Below are 24,623 nucleotides of genomic sequence, written 5' to 3'. Positions count from 1 at the left end.
AATGGAGGGATTCTCATGAAAATTGCCCCGTCGATTCTAAGCGCCGACTTTGCTCATTTAGCCCGTGATGTTGAAAAAGTGGAGCAGGCAGGTGCCGACTTGCTGCATGTTGATGTTATGGACGGTCATTTTGTCGCTAATCTGACATTTGGTCCATTAGTCGTGCAGGCATTACGCCCGGTTACCAACTTACCGTTAGAGGTTCATCTAATGGTCAGTGATCCAGCAGCGTGGGCGCCTGCCTTTGCCGAAGCCGGAGCCGATACGATTTTGGTGCATGAGGAAGCGACTGATCACTTATATGGCGTTCTTCAGCATATCGCAGCGACCGGGGTGCGTGCGGGGGTCGTGGTGAATCCGGGCACGCCTTTAAGCAGTTTGGAAGAAGTTTTACCGCTTGTTGATCAGGTATTGGTCATGACCGTTAATCCGGGATTTGGCGGCCAGAAGTTTTTGACTGCCATGGTGGATAAAGTTGCCCGATTGCATCAATTACGTCAGGATCGCGGGTTGCATTTTGATATTGAAGTAGACGGCGGCATTAATGCCAAAACCGTGAAAGCTGCAGCAGATGCGGGGACCGATATTTTTGTGGCCGGTTCATACGTCTTTGGTGCCAGTGATGTCGGTGCGGCCATCTCATCTTTACGTGAGGCGGTTCAATGACAACTATCAATATCATGGCTGGCGGCCCGCATGATGATTTACCGACTGACTGGCAAGAGTTGCCGGGGGTATGGATTGGCGTCGATCGGGGAACCTTGCATCTTGTTGAAGCGGGCATTCAGCCGGATCTGGCAGTTGGCGATTTTGACTCATTAACCTTGAGCGAGTTACGCGCCGTCCGTGAACACGTCAAGAAAATTCGGCAAGTCCCTTCAGAAAAAGATGATACCGATACAGAGCTTGCCGTCAAAGCTGCTTTACAATGTTTTTCGACTGGTAACGTGATCATACTGGGGGCAACCGGTGGGCGACTGGATCATTTCTTGTCCAATTTGTTTTTGCCGCTCCAGTCGCGATTCCTACCCGCGATTGAACGCATTCACCTTTTGGATGTGCAGAATCGGGTCGATTACTATGCCCCGGGTGTCCATGAAATTCAACCGCTGCCAGATTATCGCTATGTGGCAGTTGTCAATTTAACCCCTATCACCGACCTGACGATTACTGGCGCCAAGTACCCGTTAAAGGCGTGGGACAATGCTTCGCCATTTTCGTGGGCTTCCAATGAATTTGTCGGGACTAAACCATTTACGGTGAGCTGGACAAAGGGTGTCGTCGCGATTGTCTATAGCCGCGATCGCCGCGGACAAAAAGTCGATAATTAACGCGGTAAGGTCGGAAAAAAGAGCAGATTGAGCTGTTGTTTAAAGCCTGTCAAGTATTTTTACTTTGCAAAACTTCTTGCATTCACCGCGGGCCTATGATAAGTTAGTTGAGTGAAAAATTCGAGGGTGACCTTGAAAAAAAGGAGGTCATATTGTGGCTAAAGATGTTATTACTGGTCGTCATACCACGTTTGGCAACAAGCGTTCTCACGCTTTGAATTCAAGCCGGCGCCAATGGAAAGCCAACCTGCACAAGGTTCGGATCCTTGTTGATGGTAAACCAAAGCGGGTATGGGTTTCTGCACGTGCCCTTAAATCAGGTAAAGTGACCCGGGTTTGATCCCATAACGATTAAAAAGATCCTGACAATGAATGTGATGCATCCTTCATTGTCAGGATCTTTTTGTGTCAGGTCATCAGGGAAGCAATGACAGGCAGCATGATTAGCTTAGTCGACCGTGGTTTCGAATCGTGCGCGCTTTTAATGACTTCTTCCCTATGCTAAACTATCTGTTAGAATTGTATGCGGTGAAAATAGCATCGTTAATGGCTAGGAGGATACAGCATGGCGGTCAAGATCAAAACCAAATATGGGATTATCGACATTTCCAATAGTGTCATTGCAACAGTGGTTGGCGGTGCGGCAACGTCAATCTATGGCATTGTCGGGATGGCCAGTCGTAACCAGATCCGGGATAATCTCAATGATATTTTGAAGCGCGAGAATTATGCGCGCGGTGTTGTGGTACGTCAAACCGACAATGGCGTGAAAATCGAAGTGAATATCATTGTCAGTTATGGCACCAAAATATCCGAAGTTTGCCGAAATGTCCAAGACAAAGTAAAATACAACCTCGAAACGATGTTGGGGGTCACAACCGATGAAGTGACCGTCATCGTCCAAGGCGTCAAGGTATTAGGCGACTGACGTTAACGCACCGTTTTGCGACGGTGATCAGATAATGAAGTTCTTCGAGGAGGATGTTTCGTGGCAGTAACCGAAATTACGGCGACTAAATTCCAGGACATGATCCGGGTAGCCGCACATCGTATTAATAAAAATGCTGAATTTGTGAATTCACTAAACGTTTTTCCGGTTCCGGATGGTGATACCGGAACTAACATGAATCTGACTTTTCAGACCGGTGCCAAAGCAGTATTGGAGTCAAATGAAGACGCTGTCGGTGCGCTGGCTAAACGCCTCGGGAAAGGCTTGCTGATGGGTGCTCGTGGTAATTCGGGCGTGATCAGTTCGCAGCTTTTCCGAGGATTCGCCAAAAGCGTTGAAGGTAAGAAGAATCTGAGCGCACAGGATTTGGCCGATGCTTTTGTCCACGGGGTGGAGACTGCCTACAAAGCGGTCATGAAGCCGGTTGAAGGCACGATCTTGACGGTTGCGCGTGAAGCAGCCAAAGCGGGGCTGAAGGCGGCTAACGGCTCGGACGATGCTTTAGTCGTGATGACCGCGGTGGTTAAAGGCGCCAAACGTGCTTTAGCCAAAACTCCCGATCTTCTTGCGGTATTAAAAGAAGTCGGGGTGGTTGATTCAGGCGGTCAAGGATTGGTTTTCATTTATGAAGGTTTCCGTGAAGGCTTGTCCGGTGAAATCAGTTCAGATGTACATGATGTGACCGATGAAGAAATGACGGAAATGATCAACGCCGTGCATCATCAAAGCGCTCAGACTCAACTTGATCCGGCTGATATCGTGTACGGCTACTGTACCGAAATGATGGTCGAGCTAGGTCATGGCGATCAGTTTAAACACTTTGATTACGAGCCATTCCGTAATTACCTGAATACTTTGGGTGATTCAACGCTGGTCGTGGCCGATGAAGAAGTCGTTAAAGTGCATGTCCATACCGAACATCCAGGAACGGTTTTTCGATACGGGCAACAGTTTGGCGATCTGTTAAAGATCAAAGTCGATAACATGCGTTTGCAACAAGAAAGTATCATCGAACGTGAAGGGGCTTTGGATGCTAAGGCCGATACGCAACCGTTAGCTGAAATGGGCGTGGTTGCCATTGCAGCCGGACAGGGGCTTGGTGAGCTATTCAAGAGTTTAGGCGTCACGTATGTGCTCAACGGTGGCCAGACCATGAATCCAAGCACCAATGATATTTTGGATGCGGTCAAGTCAGCCCATGCCAAGCATGTTATCGTACTACCGAATAACGGTAATATTTTCATGGCCGCTGAAGCCGCAGCCAAGGCCGCCACAGATGTTGAAGTGGCCGTTGTCAAAAGTAAGACGATTAACCAAGGTATGACCGCAATGCTTGGCTATAATCCGGATGCCGATTTGGCGACGAATCAAAGTGAAATGACCGCGCAATTGCCAAATGTTGTCAGTGGTTCCATCACCCAGGCTATTCGGGATACGACCATCAATGGACTTGCTATTAAGAACCACGACTGGATGGGTATCATTGACGGAACGATCAGTGTGACCGATCAGAATCGTGAAGTTGCGGCGATTGCGATGGTGAATAAGATGATTAACGCTGACAGTGAAATCGTCACCATTATTGTTGGGGCAGATGCCAGCCAAAGCGAAGCCAAAGCAATTGCAGCTGCGGTGGGCGATCAGCACCCAGACCTTGAATTTGAAATTCATCAAGGGGATCAACCGGTTTATCCTTATTTTGTTTCGGTTGAATAAAGCGTTTGCCTCACTTGCCAAGGTGTCCCGCATGCGGGGCACTTTTTTACGAGACTGACAGAAGATCCATGCCGTGATGAGGTTAAGGCATCAACGCGAAAGGAGGTAGAAGATGGCGCTCACGGATCCGGTTCGGGTTTTACCTGGTGTAGGGCCAAAACGAGAAGAAGGATTGGCCAGTCTCGGTATTCATACCGTGGGCGACGTCCTTTTTTATTTTCCGTTTCGCTACGACGATCTTAAAGTCAAAGATCTTGCTGAGGCAGCTGATCAGGAAAAATTGACGATTAAAGGTGTCGTGGTGGCTGATCCGGTTATCAGCCGCTTTGGTCCGCATCGCAGCCGGGTGAACGTTAAATTGCAAGTCGAACGCAGCGTGATTTTGGTGACCTTCTATAATCAGCCATGGTTAAAAGATCGGTTCCAAATGGGCGATGAAGCTGCGGTTTTTGGCAAGTGGGATGCTCAGCGGCGCAGTCTTACCGGGATGAAGATTCTGGCAACCCAGTCTCAGAATCAACCGTCAATGGCGGCGATTTATACGGTGAATAAAAATGTCCGTATGGGGACCTTGCTGGAGCTAATCAAGGCAGCGTGGGCACGGGATCATCAAAATATCCATGACTTGATTCCGGCTAGTATCCGCGCGCACTATCGTCTGATGTCTGACGAACAACTGGTCCATGGCATGCATTTTCCGGATACGCCGCAGGAAGCAAAAGCAGCCCGGCGCAGCGGTGTTTTCCGGGAGTTCTTCCTGTTTCAGCTACAGATTCAGGCGCTGAAACAGCTGAACGATAATGCCAATAACGGCCTGGCAATTCCGTATGATAATCATGCGTTGCGGGCGTTGATTGCAACCTTGCCATTTTCGCTGACGAATGCCCAAAAGCGTGTGGTTAACGAAATCTGTGCCGATATGCGCCGACCCAATCACATGAATCGCCTATTACAAGGAGATGTCGGTAGCGGGAAAACCATTGTTGCCGCTATCGTATTATACGCTGCGGTGACTGCGGGCTATCAAGCAGCGCTGATGGTACCCACTGAAGTGCTTGCAGAACAGCATTTTGCCAAACTGGAGGCATTATTTGCTGATTTTCCTGTCAAGTTGGGATTGCTAACAGGATCGACCACGGCAAAAAAACGGCGGGAAATGTTGGCAGAATTGCGCGATGGCACCTTGAATTTAATCATTGGCACGCATGCTTTGATTCAAAAAGGCGTTGATTTTAAAGCGCTTGGCTTAGTTGTCATTGATGAACAGCACCGTTTTGGGGTTAACCAACGGAAAATTCTGCAGGAGAAAGGGCAAAAACCGGATCTCTTGTCAATGACAGCGACGCCCATTCCGCGAACGTTAGCAATCACGGCTTATGGTGAAATGGACGTTTCAACGATTGACGAACTACCCGCCGGACGGAAGCCGATTACGACCACTTGGCTGCGTAAGAATCAGGTAGGACAGGTTTATCGACTGATTCGCAGTCAGGTGCAAGCCGGCAGTCAGGTTTTTGCCATCACGCCGCTAATTGCCGAATCTGAAAAAGTTGATTTGCAAAACGCCGAGCAGCTCTTTGCGGATATGCAAAAGGCCGTGGGGGATGTGGGGCAAGTTGCCTTGCTTCACGGCAAAATGAAGCCGGATGAGAAAGATCAAATTATGCGCGCCTTTAGCCATGGCGACATTGCAGTGTTAGTTTCCACAACCGTTGTCGAAGTGGGCGTGGATGTGCCGAATGCAACGGTGATGGCGATTTTTGACGCTGATCGTTTTGGCTTATCCCAACTGCATCAGCTCAGGGGTCGAGTGGGGCGTGGCAGTAAGGCTGCCCAATGTTTGTTGATTGCCGATCCGAAAAATGAACAAGGAATTGCACGAATGCAAATCATGACCAAGACCAATGACGGCTTTTTGTTAGCTCAAAAAGACTTGGAAATGCGCGGTTCCGGTGATATTTTTGGTGATAAGCAATCAGGTTTGCCGGAATTTAAAGTGGCCGATCCGGTCGGGGACTTTCCGACTCTGGAAGCGGCTCAACAGATTGTTGCTAAAATTTTTAAAACTGATCCTCACTTGCTGGCACCGGAGCATCAACCGCTAGCGGCATACTTAGCCGCGAGTCGCTTGATGCAAGGCAGTTTGGATTAAACTCGAAAGGACCGATAAACTCCATGAAAATTGCAGTAGATGCAATGGGCGGCGATCATGCCCCCGAAGTTGTGATTGCCGGCGTTGAAAAAGCCCGCGACCATGATGCCAATTTAGAATTCCTGCTTTACGGTGATGAAGCTAAGATTAAGCCGCTGATTCACAATCAAGATCGGCTAACGATTATTCACACTGCCGAAAAAATCAATAGTGATGATGAACCGGTACGTGCCATTCGCCGGAAGAAGCAAGCCTCGATGGTACTGGCAGCTCAGGCAGTCAAGCAAGGCGAAGCAGCGGCGATGGTTTCACTCGGTTCCACCGGGGCGCTGCTTGCAGCCGGACTGTTTATCATCGGTCGAATCCGCGCCATTGAACGTCCGGGCTTGCTACCAACGCTGCCGACAGTCGATGGGAAAGGGTTTGTCATGCTCGATGTTGGGGCCAATGCCGAAAACCGTCCGTATCATCTATTGCAATATGCCATTATGGGTAGCTACTATGCCAAAGACGTGCGCGGCGTGGCTAATCCACGTGTTGGCTTGCTTAATAACGGTACAGAAGCAAACAAAGGCGATAAGTTGCATCAGGAGGCGCATGATCTTTTGGCCGCCGCTCCGGGGATTAACTTTGTCGGGAATGTTGAATCTAGTAACATTTTGAACGGCCCGGCTGACGTGGTGGTGACCGATGGCTTTACTGGGAATGCGACCTTAAAAGCGATCGAAGGTACCGTGCGCACGGTCATGCATATGCTAAAAGGCGCGATTTATGACGGCGGCGTCTCCGGCAAATTAGGCGGTTTGTTCCTGAAAAACAATCTGAAATCCATGGCCCAAACATTTGATATTTCGTCATATGGCGGCGCAGTTTTGCTGGGGCTCAAAGCACCCTTAATTAAAGCCCATGGCGCTGCTGATGCCGACACCGTCTACTACACGTTATTGCAAACAGCAACGATGGTTAAAAACGGCACCGTTGCTAAAGTTGCCGATTACTTTGATGCCCACCCGGAAATTGCCGAAGCGAAAACTACTGAGAAAGCGTAGACATTCTTTGAGCAAACAAGTAAACTGAATTGGCAGATGAATGGAGGAGCAGTATGAGTGAAGACGAAATTTATCAAAAGATTGCCGGCTTGATTCAGGATCACTTTCAACTAAGTCCTGATAAGATCAGCCCGAGTTTGAACTTTAAAGAAGATCTTGATGCAGATTCGATTGACATTGTGGAATTCGTTTTGGAACTAGAGGATGCCTTTGGTTCAGAAATTCCGGATGACGATGCAGAAAATATCAAGACAGTTCAAGATGCCGTCGATTATATCAAGGCACATCAAAAATAATGTACAAAGAGCTGTCATTCATGGCGGCTTTTTTATTTTGCCTGAAGGCGTTCCAAAACTGCAAAATGAGCCTTTAAAATGACTTCTAAGCCTTTTTTCTTTTCGTCAAGCAAGCATATTCTTGTAAGCAAAACATGAAGGGGCTTTTCGGGAGAATTCACGGATAAATCGCGCAGGAACGCAATTTTCGCTTGCATAACTACTATAATTTCTTTATACTTAGAGACAATTATTTCGAAAATCTCATCTTGTTTTAATCTTGCGTTTAGGGCGCAAAGGAGGAGTTCGCTTGGATAAACCTGAAGATTTATTATTGGATGTGCAACATTTGCACACCGGATTCAGACTTGGAGATGCTTTTTACGATGCTGTCGATGATGTCAGCATCACGTTACGAAAAGATGAGATTTTGGCGATCGTAGGTGAATCGGGTTCTGGTAAGAGTACCTTGGCAACCAGTATCATTGGCCTGCATGATCCACGTAACACAAAGGTCACTGGTGATATTTTGTACAATAACCTAAACCTAGTTGGCTTAAACGAAACGCTTTTTGATCGAATTCGTGGTAAAGATATTGGCATGATTTTCCAGGATCCCTTGGCTGCTTTGAACCCATTGATGCGTATTGGCGAGCAGATTGAAGAGACGCTTGTCTACCACACCAAGATGAACAAGGAACAACGCGAACAACGGGTTTTGGAATTGCTGAGTCAAGTCGGCATTCCTAATCCGGAGCGGACAGCACGCTCCTATCCGCATGAACTGTCCGGCGGGATGCGTCAGCGGATTGTCATTGCAATTGCGATTGCCTGCAAGCCGCCGATTATCATTGCTGATGAACCAACCACCGCATTGGACGTGACGATTCAGGCTCAAATTCTTGATCTGCTTGAAGATATTCAGCGGGAAATGCATTCAGGCATTATTTTAATTACCCATGATTTAGGTGTGGTGGCAGAAACGGCTGATCGAGTTGCCGTGATGTATGCCGGGCAGATTGTCGAAAGCGGCTCGGTGATGGATGTTTTCAAGCACCCGACTCACCCGTATACGCGCAGTCTTTTGCGCTCCATGCCTCAAGCGGATTCTGATGATGACGAATTGCACGTGATCCAAGGCGTGGTGCCGTCACTGAAGAATATGCAGATGGAAGGATGCCGCTTTGCTCCACGAATTCCATGGATTCCGGAATCGGCACACGAAGAACATCCGACCATGCATGAAGTCGCACCGGATCATTTTGTTCAGTGTACTTGCTACAAGGACTTCTATTTCCCGGATGACAAACAAGCGGCTGGAAAAGGTGAGTAATAATGGCAATGATTGAGGTAAAAAATTTAAAAATCCACTATCCGATCCGTTCGGGTTTCTTTAATCGTGTAACTGATCATGTGTTAGCCGTTGATGGTATCAATTTCGATATTGAGCAAGGCGAAACATATGGCTTAATTGGCGAATCTGGCTCGGGTAAGTCAACGACTGGTAAAGCGATTGTCGGACTTGAACCGGTTACTTCCGGATCGATTATCTACAAAGGTGAAGATATTACCAAACGCAGCGTGCGAAAACGACTGCAATATAATAAAGACGTGCAGATGATTTTTCAGGACTCCTTGTCTAGTTTAAATCCGCGCAAACGAATTGAGGACATTATCGCCGAACCGATTCGTAATTTTCAGAATCTGACTAAAGATGAGGAACGGCATCGGGTTCAGGAACTACTTGATATTGTCGGTATGCCAAGCGATGCATTGTATAAATACCCTCATGAGTTTTCTGGTGGACAGCGGCAACGAATCGGTGTTGCTCGGGCGATGGCAACGAATCCTAAGCTGATTATTGCCGATGAACCGGTATCAGCGCTAGATTTGTCGGTTCAAGCTCAAGTTCTCAACTTCATGAAGCGGATTCAGGAAGAATATAATATTTCTTACTTGTTCATTTCCCATGACTTAGGCGTTGTTAAGCATATGTGTAAGAAGATGGCGATTATGCATCGTGGTCGCTTTGTCGAAATCGGTACTCGGGAAGACATTTATCAGCACCCGCAACATATTTATACCAAGCGTCTTTTGTCAGCCATTCCGGATGTTAATCCTGATGATCGCGCGCAAAACAAGGAACATCGCCGGGAAGTGGAACGCATTTTTAAAGAAGAAGAATCTAAATATTATTCCAAAGAAGGCCGCGTTTTGGATCTCCAGAAGATTTCCGATACACATTACGTTGCGCTGCCAGATTCAACCATGAAGGGAGTGCATGATTAATGTGGAAAACAATTCTACGCCGGATCTTAATCATGATCCCGCAGTTGATTTTACTGAGTGTGTTAGTCTTTGTCCTATCCAAAATGATGCCGGGCGATCCATTGGCAGGTAATTTTTCGCAAGGACAAAGTGCTGCTCAGATGGCGGCATTACGGCAACAGTATGGATTAAATGATCCATGGTACATTCAGTACGTGAAGTGGATCGGTAATATGTTCCATGGTGATTTAGGTCAAAGTTTTGTTTACAAACGTTCGGTGACTGGTTTGATCGGCGAACGTGCGGCGAACACGTTTTGGTTGGCTTTGTTATCAACCGTTATTCTATACGTCATTGCAATCCCTGCAGGCGTGATTGCAGGTCGTTATGAAGGAAGCAAACGCGACTCTGCTATCTCGATTGCTTCCTTCATCTTGATGGCGGTTCCGCCGTTTGTTTTCTATCTTTTGGGCCTTATTTTCTTCGGGTTCTTCCTTCAGTGGTTCCCGACCGGTGGTAGCGTGTCGTCCACTTATAATCCCGGTACTTTGGGCTATGTCTGGGATCGGATATATCATATGATTTTACCTGCGCTGGTTTCTGGGATTATCACGACATCGAGTACGATTCAGTATCTGCGGACCGGCGTTATCGATAACACCCATCAGGATTTTGTTCGAACCGCAAGATCAAAAGGGGTTCCAGACCGCGTTATCTTCAATAAACATATTTTGCGTAATTCCTTATTGCCGATTGCGGCGTTTATGGGTAACCAAATCACGATGTTACTTGGCGGGTCGGTTATTTTGGAAACGGTCTTTAGTTATCCGGGAATGGGACAGCTTTTTGTATCATCTATGACCAGCCGTGACTATCCGGTCGTTATATCGTTAGTGTTGCTATTCGGATTCTTGACGTTACTTGGTAATTTGTTATCTGATATCATCATGAGTATCGTGGATCCGCGGATTCGGATTGAATAGAAGGTGGGGAAAGCTTATGCAAAATAATGCGAATGAGGTGGCGACAGATACCACTAAAATTGAACAATCACCTTCTAACTTCAAGGTGATTCTGAATGAATTCCGAAAAGATAAAGTTGCTGTGGTTTCGCTTTTTCTCGCTGTAACGATTATACTTGCTGCGTTTATTGGCTCGATGCTCTTTAATGTTGGTGGCGCTACTGAGGTCAACATTTTGGATCGGTACATGGCTCCGGGGACAGGCGGCTATATTCTCGGTACCGATGAAGGCGGACGCGATATGTTCAAGTATCTTTTCTTCGCTGCCCGTAACTCGATTACCATCGGGATTTCGGTTGCTTTGATTATTGAGTTTGTCGGGGTTGTGCTGGGAACAATCTCCGGGTACTTTGGCGGCCTGGTTGATGCTGTCATCATGCGGTTTGTTGACTTTATGATGATCATTCCATCTTTATTGGTCATCATTGTTTTGGTTACTATTATTCCGCAATACAACGTCATCACCATTATTCTCATCATGGCGGCCTTTTATTGGATGACGACAACGCGATTAATGCGGTCACTGGTGTTGTCTGAAGCTCGAAGTGAATATGTTATGGCGTCAAAAACGTCAGGGACATCGAACCTTAAAATTATGTTTACCGGTGTCTTGCCAAATATCAGTTCTTTGATTATTACGGACTTGACGCTGACAATTGCCAGTTCCATCGGGATCGAAACGGCGTTGTCTTTCTTGGGCTTTGGTTTGCCCATGGAAACTCCTAGTTTAGGGACACTGATTGGATACGCGTCAAACCCGGATTTGATTTTTAATCGCTGGTGGGTTTGGTTTCCAGCAGTATTGGTTCTGTTAACTTTGTCGTTATCAATTAATTTTGTCGGTCAAGCGATGCGACGGGCAGCCGATTCGCGGCAACGGCGTGGTTGAAACATTGACAATTTCCTGAAAATAATGAAGAGCTACTCAGAGAAATCAGAGTGGCTCTTTTTTTTGAAGAAAAAATGTAAAAAATATGACGAAACATTGGTTATTTTGTTCTAATTATGCTATCATTTAACTCACATGAAGCGTTGCTTCGCTACATATCGCGATGACGACGCGGAAGGGGGAAAAAGTATGAAAAAGCGTTCTGTGCTCGGAATGATCACGCTCGCTACCGCTTTATCAATCACCTTGGTAGCCTGTGGCAATAAGAGCTCGAACTCCAGCTCAAGTACAGCTAATAAGAGTGTGAAGTTCCCAGTTTCTTATAATAACACTGCAAAGGCAATCAAAGGCGGTAATGTCAATGTGGCTGTCGTCAATGACTCTCCATTTAAGGGGGTCTTTAACGAAGAACTATACACTGATGCGTATGATAATGACTACATGAGCCCGGCAGCTGAGAGCTTGTTTGCGTATAACAGCACATTTAAATTTAATAATAATGGTGCTGCAACAATCAAACAGGACAACAGTGCCAAGACCATCACGGTGACTATCAAACCAAATGTTAAATGGTCGGATGGTCAGCCAGTTGTTGCCCGTGATTTGGTTTATGCTTATGAAATCATGGCTAACAAAGCGACTAAGAGTCAGCGGTACACCGAATCACTTCAGAATATTGAGGGGTTGACCGAGTATCATGACGGCAAAGCGGATACTATTTCTGGTTTAACGATGCCTAAGGGTGATAATGGTAATACCATGGTGATTCACTTTAAGCAGATGAAGCCGTCATTTAACACTTCTGGGAACGGGTACTTCCTTGAAAGTGCTGCGCCATATCATTACTTACATGATGTTGCGTTTGACAAACTGGAATCCAGTGATAAGGTTCGTAAACAACCATTGTTCTTTGGTCCTTATAAGATCAGTAAAGTTGTCGCTGGACAAAGCGTTGAATACACACCGAACCAATACTATTGGAAGGGCAAGCCGAGTCTTTCAAAGATTACATTTGAAAATGTTTCATCTGCTTCAATCACCTCAGCTTTAAAGAACCACAAGTATGATATCGTTTATGGCATGCCTTCCGACAGTTATAGTGACTGGAAGAACATTAGTGGTTACACGAATCTGGGTCATCAAAGCCTTGCTTATAATTACCTTGGTTTCAAACTCGGTAAATGGGATGATAAGAAGAGCGAAAACGTTTATGATCCAAATTCGAAGATGGCCAACAAGAGTCTTCGTCAGGCAATGGGCTATGCGTTGAACAACGATCAAGTCGCGGCCAAGTTCTATAACGGTACGCGGTCTCGTGCAACGACATTGATCCCACCTGTTTTTGGTAAAGATGTTCACGCTGATATCGATGGCTATGATTTGAACATTGACAAGGCTAATAGCTTGCTGGATAAAGCAGGTTATAAGAAGGGCAAAGATGGCTATCGAACCGATCCTAAAGGCAAGAAGTTAACGATTTACTTTGCAACCATGGCTGACGGTTCAACGGCGCAACCATTGGCACAGGATTATATCCAGCAGTGGAAGAAGATCGGTCTGCGCGTCAAGCTGACAACCGGTCGTCCAATCGAGTTTAATTCCTTCTATGACAAGGTTCAAAATGATTCCAAGGGTATTGATGTTTATGCTGCTGCTTGGAGCCTCTCTTCTGATCCTTCACCAATGGACTTGTTCTCACAGAAAGCACCGTTTAACTACACTCGGTTCGTTTCTGCTAAAAACACCAAGTTGCTGAATGATATTGATAGTCAAAAAGCAATGGATCCTGCCTACCGTGCTAAGGCTTTGAAGGCATGGCAGAAATATGCTAACGATGAAGCATTTGTCATCCCTACGCTTTATCGTCAGGAAATCTTCCCTGTTAATAAACGTGTGAAGAATGCGAGTGTTGACTATGCTTCAGCGAAGTACCTGAACTGGAGTAAAATGACGGTTACAAGTAATAGCCGTGCAACAAAGTAATTCGGTTTAAAAGTTAAACCATTAAGGCATCTGCAATCGCAGGTGTCTTTTTTGGTGCGCTCTAGTATAATTAGATAGTGCGATAAAAAGGAGGGCTCTTCATGGTTGCCTCAGAGTTTGTGAGCGAATTGCGTCAACGCTATGGGATTGAGTTTCATGATCTCAGCTTACTGGATGAAGCATTCACGCATTCTTCGTATGTCAATGAACATAAAGAATTAGGACTAAAAGATAACGAACGACTTGAATTTTTAGGTGATGCCGTGCTCGAATTAACGGTTTCAGACTATTTGTACCGTAAATTTCCGGATAAACCGGAAGGCGATTTGACCCGAATTCGGGCAGCGGCAGTGCAAACCGCGGCATTTTCTGCTTTTTCGAAAGAAGCTCATTTTGATCGTTATATTAAATTAGGTAAAGGCGAGGAAAAAGCCGGTGCCCGACAACGGTTGACGCTGCTTGAAGATTTGTTTGAAGCTTTCAATGGTGCCTTGTACCTCGATCAAGGACGAGAAGCTAATATTAAGTTTGCCAAGCGGATTATTTTTCCTAAAATCGATGCGGGTGAGTTTTCGGCCGATCAGGATCATAAAACGGCCTTGCAGGAGACCTTGCAGCAAAATGGTGATGTCGCGATTGTTTATCACCTGTTAGACGAAAAAGGACCCGCGCATGAGCGTCAATTTCACGTTGATGTTGAAGTTGAAGGCCACGTTTTGGGCACGGGGTTTGGCAAGAACAAAAAAGCAGCGGAGCAAGCTGCAGCTAAGGCGGCTTTGGCCCGTCTTAAAAAGTAAGATTTAGAATGGAGTCATCATGGAATTAAAGCGTTTGATCATTAATGGCTTCAAATCATTTGCAGATAAAACCGAAATTGATTTTGTTTCCGGCTTAACCGGAATTGTCGGGCCAAATGGAAGCGGGAAAAGTAACATCACCGAGGCGATTCGCTGGGCGCTGGGTGAACAGAGTGCCAAGAGTTTGCGAGGCGAACGAATGGGTGATGTTATCTTTGCAGGTACGGATAGTCGTCCTGCTTTAAATCGGGCAGCAGTCACAATGACTTTTGACAACAGTGATGGTTATCTTAAAAATCAACCGGCAGAAGTTTCAGTGACGCGGCGACTATACCGCGACGGCACTTCGGAGTTTTTATTAAATAACCAGGATGTGCGACTGAAAGACATTGTGGATCTGTTTATGGATTCCGGCTTGGGACGCGAAAGTTTTTCATTTATTTCGCAAGGCCGGGTTGAAGCCATTTTTAATAGCAAACCAGAAGAACGCCGGGGCATCATTGAAGAAGCCGCTGGCGTTTATAAATATAAGCAGCAAAAAACCAAAGCAGAGCGCGAGTTAGCTAACAACGACGACAATCTGGCGCGGATCAACGATATTATTGTCGAGTTGAAACATCAGGTTGAACCGTTGCGGGAACAAGCCTCGTTGGCCAAGGATTACCAACAGCAATCAGCTGATTATCACCGAATCCATCAAACCTTGTTGGCACTTGAAATTGAGCAGCTAGCGGCTGAACAGGAGAAAACACAAGGTGAGGCCAAGGTTACCAAAGCAACAATTGCGGCGTTGACGGCTAAGGTTAAGGACTTGGAGCATCAATCCGAACAGCTGAGTGCGGTTGATCACCAGTATGAAGAACAGCTGAACCACCTTAATGATCAAGTCTTAAGTCGTTCGATGAAACTGGAGAATCTCAGCGGTGAGGCTAATTTATCCAGTGAACGGTCGGCTAATGCAGCAACGACTCTGGCTGATTTGAAAGAACGTCTGGCCCATACGCAGCAATCGTTAACCGAAGCCAACCAGCGGCTAGCGGATTTGGCTAAGCAAGCAAAAACGGCTCAAGCCAAACAGCTTGAGCTCAAAACGCAATTGGCCCAACAAAAGCAAGCCAGCCAAGATCCGGCAGCCATTAATCGGCAATTGGAAACGGTGCAGAATCATTACATTGATTTGTTAAAAGCCCAGGCGGATAACAAAAATGCGCAGGCCGCTTTACAAAAAGATCAGCAACTGGCGGCGAGTCAAAATGCCGCTCATGATCGTCGAATTTATGAGCTGAGTAAACAGGCTCAGGATCAGGAAGCCAAAGTTAATACACTATTGAATCAACAGCAGCAGCTTCAAACCAAAGTCGATCAACAACAAGCGGCGGCACAAGAAGCCAAAGACAAGCTGACACAAATTCAAAAAGTACGAACTGATCAGCAACGGACTTATCAAGATGAGATGGCGACTTATCAGCGCGCGCGGGCTCGATACGAAACCTTGTCCGAATTAAATGAAGATTATGCCGGCTTTTATAATGGTGTGCGTGTAGTGTTAAAACATAAAGCTTCCTTACCAGGTGTCATCGGAGCGGTTGCGGAATTACTTGAGGTGCCATCTGCTTACCAACAAGCGTTTGATTTAGCGTTAGGCAGTAATTTGCAGGCCATTGTGACGCGTGATGAGGCAGCCGCACAACGCGCCATCAGTCTTTTGAAACAACAACGCGCTGGTCGGGCGACCTTCCTGCCGGCTGCGGTGATGCGGCCGCGGGAATTACCAAGTGCGGTTTTGCAGTTAGTTGAAAGTGCAGACGGCTTTTTAGGAACAGGGTTGCAACTGGCACAGTATCCAGCTGATTTGAAAGCCGTGATGGCGAACTTGCTGGGTAGTGTGTTAATTGTGGACACCTTGCCACATGCGATTGTTATTGCCAACTCAACACATCATCGGTATCGCATCGTCACAACCGCTGGGGATATTTTAAACCCAGGCGGCTCGCTGACGGGTGGCCAGGTTAAGCAAGGCCGGCAAGCATCACCACTGGCGCGTAATCAAGAAGCGCGCCATCTCAAAACGCAATTGCAGGATCTAGTTGCAGATTTGAAGCAAAAGCAAGCTGACTTGACGACCTTGACGAAACAGGAAAACGCGGCTCAGGAAGCCTGGCAAACTGCCACTGCTCAAGCGCAAGCATTAGCAGCCGATCTTACTGCCATTACCAGTCAGCATAATGCCCAAGCTGAGACGTTGCGGCAGGCGCAGCGGCAATTGGCAGCCGCGCAACAGGCCAATACCGCACAGGCTGATTTGAGTACCAAATTGGCTGATTTGCATCAAGCAGGTCAAAAGATTGCCAAAGAAATTGCCGATGCGCAGGCCAAGATTGATCAGCTTAAGGAAGCCGCTGTTGCTGCAGCTGACTCAAGTTCTAAGCAAGCAGCAGCCGTTAATGGTTTAAAGACCAAGTTAGCCGTCATCGCGAATGATCTGCAAACGCTCCATGATCAGCAGCAGCAATGGCAGGCGCAAGCGATCGATGCGCAAACCCAGTCAACAGAGTTTCAACAACGAATTGCGCACATTACGGCAACCGCCAAGGAAACTGCCGCAGAAAAGGAAAGCCGGACCGCAACAATTGCCAGCTTGAAAAAAGAACTGACGCAGCTTAAAGCCGATCAAACTAAGCTGACGCAGGAAAAAGCGGCTAATCGCGGAAAATTAAGCGACATTTCAGCCAGGATCACGACCACTTATGATCAGCAGCATCAGGCGATGGCGACTTCTGAACAGCAAGCAGTGGCGCTTAATCGCGTGAAACTGGGACTGGATTCGCGGCTGAATACTTTGGCTGAAGATTATCAGTTAACTTATGAAGCAGCTAAAGCAGCAGTTGCGGCGGATCATGCCCCGATTCCTGAGCTTAAGAGCAAATTGAAACTGTTGAAGCGAGGAATAGATGAATTAGGTCCGGTTAATTTAAATGCGATTGACCAATTTAAAGAAGTTAATGAACGGTACGAATTTCTCACTAAGCAGCAGGATGATCTTTTAGCGGCTAAACAACAGCTAGTCGCTACAATGCACGAATTGGATGAAACGGTCAAAACCAGATTTAAAGCCATGTTTGATCAGACAAATAGTGCATTTGAAGCTATCTTCCCGCAGATGTTTGGTGGCGGTCACGCGCATTTGAGCCTGACCAATCCGGATGATCTGTTGACGACGGGCATTGAGATTTCTGCACAGCCGCCTGGCAAGAAGTTAACCCGCCTATCGCTGTTGTCTGGAGGCGAACGGGCATTGACGGCAATCGTGTTGTTATTTGCGATTCTCAAAGTGCGGCCGGTGCCATTTTCCATTCTGGATGAAGTTGAAGCCTCACTGGATGACGTTAATGTGAACCGGTTTGGCGAATTCCTACGCCATTATGCCAGTGCAACTCAGTTTATTGTCATTACTCACCGTCATGGTACGATGGTTGCAGCCAACGTCTTATATGGGGTAACCATGCAGGAGTCGGGTGTGAGTCGAATTATGGCCGTTAGTTTGGACCAATCACAGAAAGAGGCGACAAGTTAATGGGACTTTTTGATGCGATTAAAAAAGCGTTCACCGGTACTGAACCGGAGACGCCTGAAGAAAATAAATATGATGAAGGCCTGGAAAAAAGCCGTAGTAGTTTTGGTGAAAAGCTGAATGCACTGTTTGCCAACTTTCGAACGGTTGATGAAGATTTTTTCGAGGATCTTGAAGAAATGCTGATCGAATCCGATGTCGGGTTTGAAACGGCGGTGCGGCTTAGTGATGAGTTGCGCGAAGAAGTGAAACTCAAAAATGCTAAGGATCCCAAGGCGGTTTCGCGAGTAATCGTTGAAAAGTTGGTCGATATGTATGGTGAAGCAGGCAAAGGTGAGGACAATCAGCTGCATTTTGCCGAAGAAGGGCCAACCGTTTTCTTATTTGTCGGTGTCAACGGTGCGGGCAAAACCACAACGGTCGGCAAACTGGCCCATCAACTCAAAGAAGAAGGTAAACGCGTTTTGTTAGTGGCCGCCGATACCTTCCGTGCCGGTGCCATCCAACAGTTGCAGGAATGGGGTCGCCGGGTTGAAGTGCCGGTTGTGGCAACGAATCCAGGCGGTGATCCGGCTGCAGTTGTCTTTGACGGGGTTAAACGGGCTAAAGATGAAGGTTATGATGTTGTGCTGGTAGACACTGCCGGCCGCTTGCAAAATAAAGTCAACTTAATGAACGAGTTAAACAAAATTAAGCGGGTGATTGTTCGCGAGTTACCTGATGCACCACAAGAAGTTTTACTGGTTCTGGACGCAACGACAGGGCAAAATGCGTTGAATCAGGCCAAGGAGTTCAATCAAACAACCCAAATTACCGGTATCGTTTTGACCAAGCTAGATGGTTCTGGTAAAGGCGGCATTGTGCTTGCAATCCGGAATGAGTTGCATGTTCCGGTCAAGCTGGTCGGCTTAGGTGAAAAGATGGATGATTTACAAGCCTTTGATCCGACTAAATTTGTCGCTGGGCTATTTAAGGGTCTAATTCAAGTTGATGCCTAAATGGCGTGCATATAAAAATCGTCACACCCGAGTTTGAGGTGTGACGATTTTTGCGTTTCGTGAACCAATGATTAAGCTGTCTGGACTTGCTTTTCTCGGCCAAGTACGACCTGCAAGACAATCAAGACAAGGTAACCGATCAGCAGGTAAGTAAACCATGCAGATGGCTGAACCTTACTTGCAAACCAGTATTGCTGCCATGCGGTGTTACTCATGATCCATGCGAACAACCAGCCCAAAAGGCCAAAGATGGCATTGATAATAGCAAAGAACCATAAGTTGCCGTTTTCATGGTTGCTCAGGTAAACACATGAGAAAACCAAACTCCACAATCCCCAAGCAGCAAGAACAGCAAAGACGGCCCAGTAAATAAAGGTTGCGACCATATTCTTCCCTCCAATTTTTCACATGTTCAGTGTACCACGAAATAGGGGAAAACTGGAAATCGCGAACTATTGGATTGTTACGTATTCCTTGATCAACGCCAGCTTATCGGCATCACTCTGGTGGTAAGCCAGCTCTTGAGCAAAAGCAATCGCCAAGAATCCGTACCCAGTTTGATCAAGCTTCTGCATCACTGCAACGATTAGATCATCAATATTTTTTGAATCTGTGCTTGTTAAAGTTAGCGTTGTTTTTGGCATAAAGTTCACCCCTCGTATATTTAAAGGTATAATAGCACATTATGTAATCGGTTTCATATCCTGACGAGTTTGCGCCTGATTAGATACCCTACAAGTCACCTTGTTTTGTACGGCACTTATAGAAAGCAAGAGCTGGCGGAGCGGTGGCGGGCTCAGTTGCCACGACATGCACCCTATAACGCGTTCCCCGGCGCAGAAGCCTGCGTGTAAGGACCTCAGCCGCAATGGCCAAAGCCCGGCCATCACGTCCGAGGCCACTTACACTCCGACTTCTAAGCGCGCCGGCTCACTTTCTATAACGCGCTCCCCGGCGCAGAAGTCTGCGTGTAAGGACCTTAAGCGCAATGGCCAAGACCGGGCCATCACGCTTAAGGCCGCTTACACTCCGACTTCTAAGCGCGCCGGCTCACGCTCACAAAATAAAAACGTTAATTGACCATTTCAAATGATACCGGTATCCTTATACAAGGACCATGTTCGAGCGGCCGGGTAGTTGATAGACCGGCAATCATGGGATTAAAGGAATGACATCATGGAAATCGAAAAAAATTATCGAATGAACTCGTTGTTTGAGTTTTATGGCCCGTTATTGACTGATAAACAGCATGCTTATCTTGCCTTGTACTATGGTGATGATTATTCGCTAGGCGAGATTGCCACGGAGTTTAACGTGTCACGTCAGGCGGTGTATGACAATATTCGCCGCACGGAAGCCAGTTTGGAAGAGTATGAGCAGAAACTACATCTTTTTGCCAACTACCAGGCACAAAATGAGGCGGTGGATGCGCTGGTCGGCTACGTCCGCACGCATTATCCAAGTGACAAGAATTTAAGTACATTATTAGAACGAGTCGCGGATCAAACTGCGAAATAACAGGGGGATACTATGGCATTTGAAGGATTATCAGAACGGTTACAAAAAGCCTTTAGCGGACTGAGACGTAAAGGTAAGGTTAGTGAAAGCGATGTGCGCGATGCCATGCGTGAGATCCGACTGGCATTGCTGGAAGCCGATGTCAATTTTGATGTGGTCAAGACCTTCATCAAGAATGTTCGGACTAAGGCTGTCGGCTCGGAAGTGCTTGAAAGCCTGACGCCGGCGCAACAGATTATAAAAATTGTTAACGATGAGTTAGTCAAAACGATGGGCGAGGCGGCAGTTCCGCTCAATAAGGCACCGCACATTCCGACCGTTATCATGATGGCCGGGTTGCAAGGGGCCGGGAAAACGACCACAGTCGGCAAGCTTTCCAAGTATTTGATGGAGAATGAAAAGGCGCGGCCGTTACTCATCGCGGCTGATGTCTACCGGCCTGCCGCCATTGATCAGTTGCAAACCATTGGTAAACAACTCAATGTTCCGGTTTTTGAAATGGGCACGGACACGGATCCCGTTGAAATTGTGCGTCAAGGGCTGGCCACTGCCAAAGAAAACAAAAACGATTATGTTCTGATTGATACTGCGGGCCGGTTGCAAATTGATGAAAAGCTCATGACCGAGCTGAAAAACATCAAAGAACTTGCGCACCCAAATGATATCTTACTCGTGGTTGACGCAATGACCGGTCAAGCAGCAGTTGATGTGGCCAAAGGGTTCAATGAGCAACTTGATATCACCGGTGTTGTTTTAACCAAATTAGACGGCGATACCCGTGGTGGGGCGGCGCTGTCAATTCGTGCGGTAACCGGCAAACCGATTAAGTTCATCGGGCAAGGCGAAAAGATGGACGCCTTGGATGTCTTTTATCCCGACCGCATGGCGAACCGTATTCTTGGCATGGGTGACATGCTGACGCTGATTGACAAGGCGCAAAAGACCTACGATGAGAAACAAGCTCAGGAAATGGCTGAGAAAATCCGCGAAAATTCGTTTGACTTCAACGACTTTCTCGATCAAATGGATCAGATCAGCAAAATGGGCCCGCTGGAAGACATCATGAAAATGATCCCCGGAATGGCCAATAACAAGGCCTTAGCAAACGTCAAAATGGATCCCAAAGATATTGCGCATATGAAGGCCATTGTTTATTCCATGACCCCCAAAGAACGCGAAGATCCCGATTCGCTCAATCCCAGTCGTCGGCGCCGGATTGCGGCCGGTTCCGGTCGTCCGGTTGTTGAAGTTAACCGCATGATTAAACAGTTCAACCAAAGTAAGCAAATGATGAACCAAATGAGCAAAGGCAATATGAAGGGCCTTGATGGACTTATGGGTGGCGGTGTTTCCGGCAAACTAGGCAAAATGGCCATGAATTCCATGGTTCGCAAGCAAAAGCGGAACAAGAAAAAACGGCTTAAAAAGGCCAAGCGATTCCATTCATAATCAGAACAATTTCCTGTGTAAAGAAAAAAGGCTTTACAGCTTAAAATATTTTTGCTATGCTATCAAGGTTGATAAATGAGCAGGAGGTGGACTTAGTGGCAGTTAAAATTCGTTTAAAGCGGATGGGTTCAAAGCGTAAGCCTTTCTACCGGATCGTTGTAGCAGACTCACGTTCGCCGCGTGACGGTCGTTTCATCGAGGCCGTGGGCTATTACAACCCGTTGACTAATCCAGTCGATTTAAAGTTAAATGAAGAAGATATTTTGAACTGGCTTCAAAAAGGCGCACAGCCTTCAGATACTGTACGTAACTTGCTTGGTAGCAAGGGCATCATGCAGAAGTATCACGAAGCGCGCTTTGCCAAGAAATAAAGGCGGTTGTTAATGGTGGATATCGGCAGCTTAATTAAAGCCATCGTTACCCCGTTGGTTACCAAACCAGAAGCCGTGGCGGTGACGGCACACGAAACAGACGAGTATATGGCCTTCGATTTGGCTGTTGCGCCTGAAGATGTCGGCCGCGTCATCGGTAAACAGGGGCGAGTTGCCCAGGCAATTCGAACCATTGTATACAGTGTAAAAAGCCCGTATAGCAAACGGGTGCGGCTCAATATTTTGGACGCGCCGCATGCAAAATAAAAAGACTGGCGCATATTGCGCTGGTCTTTTTATTTTGAAAGAAACGACAGCACACAGAGGTGAGAAAATGCCAGATTACTATGATATTGGTACGATTGTAAATACGCACGGCATTCGAGGTGAAGTCCGCGTACTGGTGACGACTGATTTTCCGGAACAGCGGTTTAAAGTTGGCAACAAGGTCTATGTTGCAACCACGCCGAAGACAGCCTTGACGATTAACTCGGTTCGCCAGCATAAGGGACTCACGATGCTGACGTTTAAAGACTATACCGATATTAATCAGGTGTTACCGTTTAAAGGCAAGAAGTTACAAGTGACCGAGGCGGCATTGAAGCCACTTGAAGAAGGCAGTTACTATTATAAGGACATTATTGGCTTAACGGTGATTGATGAACATGGCCAGACGTTAGGCAAAGTCAGCGAAATCTTAAGTCCCGGCCCTAATGATGTTTGGGTGATTCCGCGTCCTGGCAAAAGTGAGTTGCTTTTACCATTCCTAAAATCAGTGGTACAAACAATTGACCTTGAGCAAAAAGAGGCACATGTCATCGTACCGGAAGGGTTGATTGACGATGCAGATTGATGTTTTAAGCCTATTTCCGAATATGTTTGAACCATTGCGGGAAAGCATGATTGGTAAAGCACTTGAACGCCATCTGCTTGATTTTGATGTGGTTGATTATCGCAGCTATAGTCACGATAAACACCACCATGTTGATGATACCCCTTATGGCGGCGGGGCCGGAATGTTGTTGAAGCCGGAACCGCTTTTTGAGGCGATGGATGGCGTTAACCAGCGGCATCCCGGACCGAAACGGGTGATTCTCATGGATCCGGCTGGCAAGAAGTTTGATCAACAAGCCGCACGGGAACTTTCGCAAGCAGAGCATCTCGTATTTATTTGTGGGCATTATGAAGGGTATGATGAGCGGATTCGCACCTTGGTGACCGATGAATATTCACTTGGCGACTATGTCTTGACGGGTGGCGAGCTTCCAGCGATGGTGATGATTGATGCCATCGTGCGCCTGCTGCCGGGAGTTTTAGGTAACGACGAAAGTGCCCATACCGACAGTTTTGAGAATGGCTTGTTGGAATACCCACAATACACGCGACCACCTGAATATCGCGGGATGAAGGTGCCGGAAGTGCTGCAAAACGGCAATCATCAACTCATTGCCCGCTGGCGGTTAAAGGAAAGTCTGCGCCGAACTTATTTGCGGCGACCCGATCTTTTACAAGCTGCCGACCTTGACCAGGATGCGATGCGCTTGTTACGTGAAGTCAAGACGGAAGAAGCGACAAAAGCTGCGGAAAAGCGGTTAAAAGGAACAATAAGCAATCAAGACGTTGATTAAGGAATGGCGTGTCTTTAGCCAATAAAAAGAGTGTAGGTTGACAAGGCAGCCATTTCTTTACGATCGACACTTTGCGAGTAGGTAAAGAATTTTACCTTTACACGCCAAGACGGACATGCTAAACTTATTGACTGTGATACGTCACATATCAACGGCATTCCGCTGGTCGGGATGATTATGAATGTCGGCAAAGGAGAAAGACCAATGAACCCATTGATTCAAGAAATTACTAAGAAACAGTTACGCGACGACATTCCTGATTTTCGCGCAGGTGACAATGTCCGTGTTCACGCCAAGATCGTTGAAGGCGAACGCGAACGTATTCAGTTGTTCGAAGGCGTTGTTATCAAGCGTCACGGTGTTGGCATTTCAGCTACTTACACCGTCCGTAAGATCTCTAACGGTGTCGGCGTGGAACGAACCTTCCCGTTACACTCACCACGGGTCGAAAAGATCGAAGTAACCCGTCACGGCCAAGTTCGTCGGGCAAAACTCTACTACCTACGCGCACTCCGCGGCAAAGCAGCACGTATCCGCGAAAAGCGTCGTTAATATGGAAAAGGCCGGAAACGGTCTTTTTTTTTGGAAGCGCGAACCGGCGCGTTTAGGAGCTGAAGTGTAAGTGGCCTAGAACCCAATGGCGTTCTTTGCCATTGG

General features: G+C 46.9%; 26 protein-coding genes. 23 read left to right on the top strand and 3 right to left on the bottom strand.

Annotated elements, in window-relative coordinates:
- Positions 1-15 precede the first annotated feature (15 nt).
- The 8 genes from rpe (at position 16) to acpP (ending at position 7,493) form a co-directional block, all read left to right on the top strand.
- Positions 16-666, top strand: a complete 651-nt coding sequence (gene rpe / locus ACWP87_RS06720) for a ribulose-phosphate 3-epimerase (protein WP_005684370.1) — start codon at positions 16-18, stop codon at positions 664-666.
- Positions 663-1,331, top strand: coding sequence for a thiamine diphosphokinase (locus ACWP87_RS06715; RefSeq protein WP_005684368.1), 669 nt, complete (start codon positions 663-665; stop codon positions 1,329-1,331). The genes rpe and ACWP87_RS06715 overlap by 4 nt, the downstream gene beginning before the upstream one ends.
- Before the next feature lie 154 nt (positions 1,332-1,485).
- Positions 1,486-1,671, top strand: coding sequence for a 50S ribosomal protein L28 (gene rpmB / locus ACWP87_RS06710; protein WP_005684367.1), 186 nt, complete (start codon positions 1,486-1,488; stop codon positions 1,669-1,671).
- A gap of 225 nt (positions 1,672-1,896) precedes the next feature.
- The gene (locus ACWP87_RS06705) at positions 1,897-2,259 is read left to right on the top strand and encodes an Asp23/Gls24 family envelope stress response protein (protein ID WP_005684366.1); all 363 of its coding nucleotides are present in this window, start codon (positions 1,897-1,899) and stop codon (positions 2,257-2,259) included.
- A 60-nt stretch (positions 2,260-2,319) separates the two neighbouring features.
- On the top strand, positions 2,320-3,996 hold the full coding sequence (locus ACWP87_RS06700) for a DAK2 domain-containing protein (RefSeq protein WP_005684365.1): 1,677 nt from the start codon (positions 2,320-2,322) through the stop codon (positions 3,994-3,996).
- A 112-nt stretch (positions 3,997-4,108) separates the two neighbouring features.
- Positions 4,109-6,148, top strand: a complete 2,040-nt coding sequence (recG, locus tag ACWP87_RS06695; protein ID WP_005684364.1) for an ATP-dependent DNA helicase RecG — start codon at positions 4,109-4,111, stop codon at positions 6,146-6,148.
- Positions 6,149-6,171: 23 nt separating this feature from the next.
- On the top strand, positions 6,172-7,197 hold the full coding sequence (gene plsX, locus ACWP87_RS06690; protein ID WP_005684363.1) for a phosphate acyltransferase PlsX: 1,026 nt from the start codon (positions 6,172-6,174) through the stop codon (positions 7,195-7,197).
- 53 nt (positions 7,198-7,250) lie between these two features.
- On the top strand, positions 7,251-7,493 hold the full coding sequence (gene acpP, locus ACWP87_RS06685; protein WP_005684360.1) for an acyl carrier protein: 243 nt from the start codon (positions 7,251-7,253) through the stop codon (positions 7,491-7,493).
- A gap of 32 nt (positions 7,494-7,525) precedes the next feature.
- On the opposite strand, the gene ACWP87_RS06680 is transcribed toward acpP, so the two are convergent.
- A complete protein-coding gene (locus ACWP87_RS06680) occupies positions 7,526-7,690 on the bottom strand; it encodes a hypothetical protein (protein ID WP_005684359.1) in 165 nt (54 codons plus the stop codon).
- A gap of 92 nt (positions 7,691-7,782) precedes the next feature.
- Here ACWP87_RS06680 and ACWP87_RS06675 point away from each other — a divergent pair, with 92 nt between their 5' ends.
- The 8 genes from ACWP87_RS06675 to ftsY all read left to right on the top strand — a co-directional run bounded on the left by ACWP87_RS06675 (position 7,783) and on the right by ftsY (position 19,000).
- On the top strand, positions 7,783-8,805 hold the full coding sequence (locus ACWP87_RS06675; RefSeq protein ID WP_005684358.1) for an ABC transporter ATP-binding protein: 1,023 nt from the start codon (positions 7,783-7,785) through the stop codon (positions 8,803-8,805).
- Between the two features lie 2 nt (positions 8,806-8,807).
- Positions 8,808-9,761, top strand: a complete 954-nt coding sequence (locus ACWP87_RS06670) for an ABC transporter ATP-binding protein (protein ID WP_005684357.1) — start codon at positions 8,808-8,810, stop codon at positions 9,759-9,761.
- Entirely contained in the window at positions 9,761-10,723 is a 963-nt protein-coding gene (gene opp4B, locus ACWP87_RS06665) for an oligopeptide ABC transporter permease (protein WP_005684356.1), read from the top strand. Before ACWP87_RS06670 ends, opp4B begins: the two co-directional genes overlap by 1 nt.
- A gap of 16 nt (positions 10,724-10,739) precedes the next feature.
- Entirely contained in the window at positions 10,740-11,651 is a 912-nt protein-coding gene (locus tag ACWP87_RS06660; protein WP_005684355.1) for an ABC transporter permease, read from the top strand.
- A 189-nt stretch (positions 11,652-11,840) separates the two neighbouring features.
- Positions 11,841-13,634, top strand: a complete 1,794-nt coding sequence (locus ACWP87_RS06655) for an oligopeptide ABC transporter substrate-binding protein (RefSeq protein WP_014569711.1) — start codon at positions 11,841-11,843, stop codon at positions 13,632-13,634.
- 101 nt (positions 13,635-13,735) lie between these two features.
- Complete coding sequence (gene rnc / locus ACWP87_RS06650) at positions 13,736-14,431, top strand: ribonuclease III (RefSeq protein ID WP_005684353.1); 696 nt, start codon at positions 13,736-13,738, stop codon at positions 14,429-14,431.
- 19 nt (positions 14,432-14,450) lie between these two features.
- Positions 14,451-18,005 (top strand): chromosome segregation protein SMC, encoded by a 3,555-nt coding sequence (gene smc, locus ACWP87_RS06645; RefSeq protein ID WP_005684352.1) that lies wholly within the window; start codon positions 14,451-14,453, stop codon positions 18,003-18,005.
- Positions 18,005-19,000, top strand: coding sequence for a signal recognition particle-docking protein FtsY (gene ftsY, locus ACWP87_RS06640; protein ID WP_005684350.1), 996 nt, complete (start codon positions 18,005-18,007; stop codon positions 18,998-19,000). Before smc ends, ftsY begins: the two co-directional genes overlap by 1 nt.
- 71 nt (positions 19,001-19,071) lie before the next feature.
- Here ftsY and ACWP87_RS06635 read toward each other — a convergent pair whose 3' ends face one another.
- Together ACWP87_RS06635 and ACWP87_RS06630 are read right to left on the bottom strand one after the other, a co-directional pair.
- Positions 19,072-19,386, bottom strand: coding sequence for a hypothetical protein (locus ACWP87_RS06635; RefSeq protein WP_005684349.1), 315 nt, complete (start codon positions 19,384-19,386; stop codon positions 19,072-19,074).
- Positions 19,387-19,452: 66 nt separating this feature from the next.
- Positions 19,453-19,644, bottom strand: a complete 192-nt coding sequence (locus ACWP87_RS06630) for a hypothetical protein (protein ID WP_005684347.1) — start codon at positions 19,642-19,644, stop codon at positions 19,453-19,455.
- 532 nt (positions 19,645-20,176) lie between these two features.
- Between ACWP87_RS06630 and ACWP87_RS06625 the strand changes: the two genes are divergently transcribed.
- The 7 genes from ACWP87_RS06625 (at position 20,177) to rplS (ending at position 24,518) form a co-directional block, all read left to right on the top strand.
- Positions 20,177-20,518: a putative DNA-binding protein gene (locus tag ACWP87_RS06625; RefSeq protein WP_005684346.1), complete on the top strand. Its 342-nt coding sequence runs from the start codon at positions 20,177-20,179 to the stop codon at positions 20,516-20,518.
- A 12-nt stretch (positions 20,519-20,530) separates the two neighbouring features.
- Positions 20,531-21,967 (top strand): signal recognition particle protein, encoded by a 1,437-nt coding sequence (gene ffh, locus ACWP87_RS06620; RefSeq protein ID WP_005684345.1) that lies wholly within the window; start codon positions 20,531-20,533, stop codon positions 21,965-21,967.
- A gap of 95 nt (positions 21,968-22,062) precedes the next feature.
- Positions 22,063-22,338, top strand: a complete 276-nt coding sequence (gene rpsP / locus ACWP87_RS06615; protein ID WP_003564756.1) for a 30S ribosomal protein S16 — start codon at positions 22,063-22,065, stop codon at positions 22,336-22,338.
- A gap of 12 nt (positions 22,339-22,350) precedes the next feature.
- Positions 22,351-22,605, top strand: a complete 255-nt coding sequence (locus ACWP87_RS06610; RefSeq protein ID WP_005684342.1) for a KH domain-containing protein — start codon at positions 22,351-22,353, stop codon at positions 22,603-22,605.
- A 67-nt stretch (positions 22,606-22,672) separates the two neighbouring features.
- Positions 22,673-23,191: a ribosome maturation factor RimM gene (rimM, locus tag ACWP87_RS06605; RefSeq protein WP_005713961.1), complete on the top strand. Its 519-nt coding sequence runs from the start codon at positions 22,673-22,675 to the stop codon at positions 23,189-23,191.
- A complete protein-coding gene (trmD, locus tag ACWP87_RS06600; RefSeq protein WP_005684340.1) occupies positions 23,181-23,966 on the top strand; it encodes a tRNA (guanosine(37)-N1)-methyltransferase TrmD in 786 nt (261 codons plus the stop codon). The genes rimM and trmD overlap by 11 nt, the downstream gene beginning before the upstream one ends.
- A gap of 204 nt (positions 23,967-24,170) precedes the next feature.
- Positions 24,171-24,518, top strand: a complete 348-nt coding sequence (gene rplS / locus ACWP87_RS06595; RefSeq protein WP_005684339.1) for a 50S ribosomal protein L19 — start codon at positions 24,171-24,173, stop codon at positions 24,516-24,518.
- Positions 24,519-24,623: the final 105 nt, after the last annotated feature.

The sequence above is a fragment of the Lacticaseibacillus sp. 22 genome (assembly GCF_055413445.1).
The sequence above is the reverse complement of the archived record's forward strand: the minus strand, read 5'-3'. Positions and strand labels throughout refer to the sequence as shown.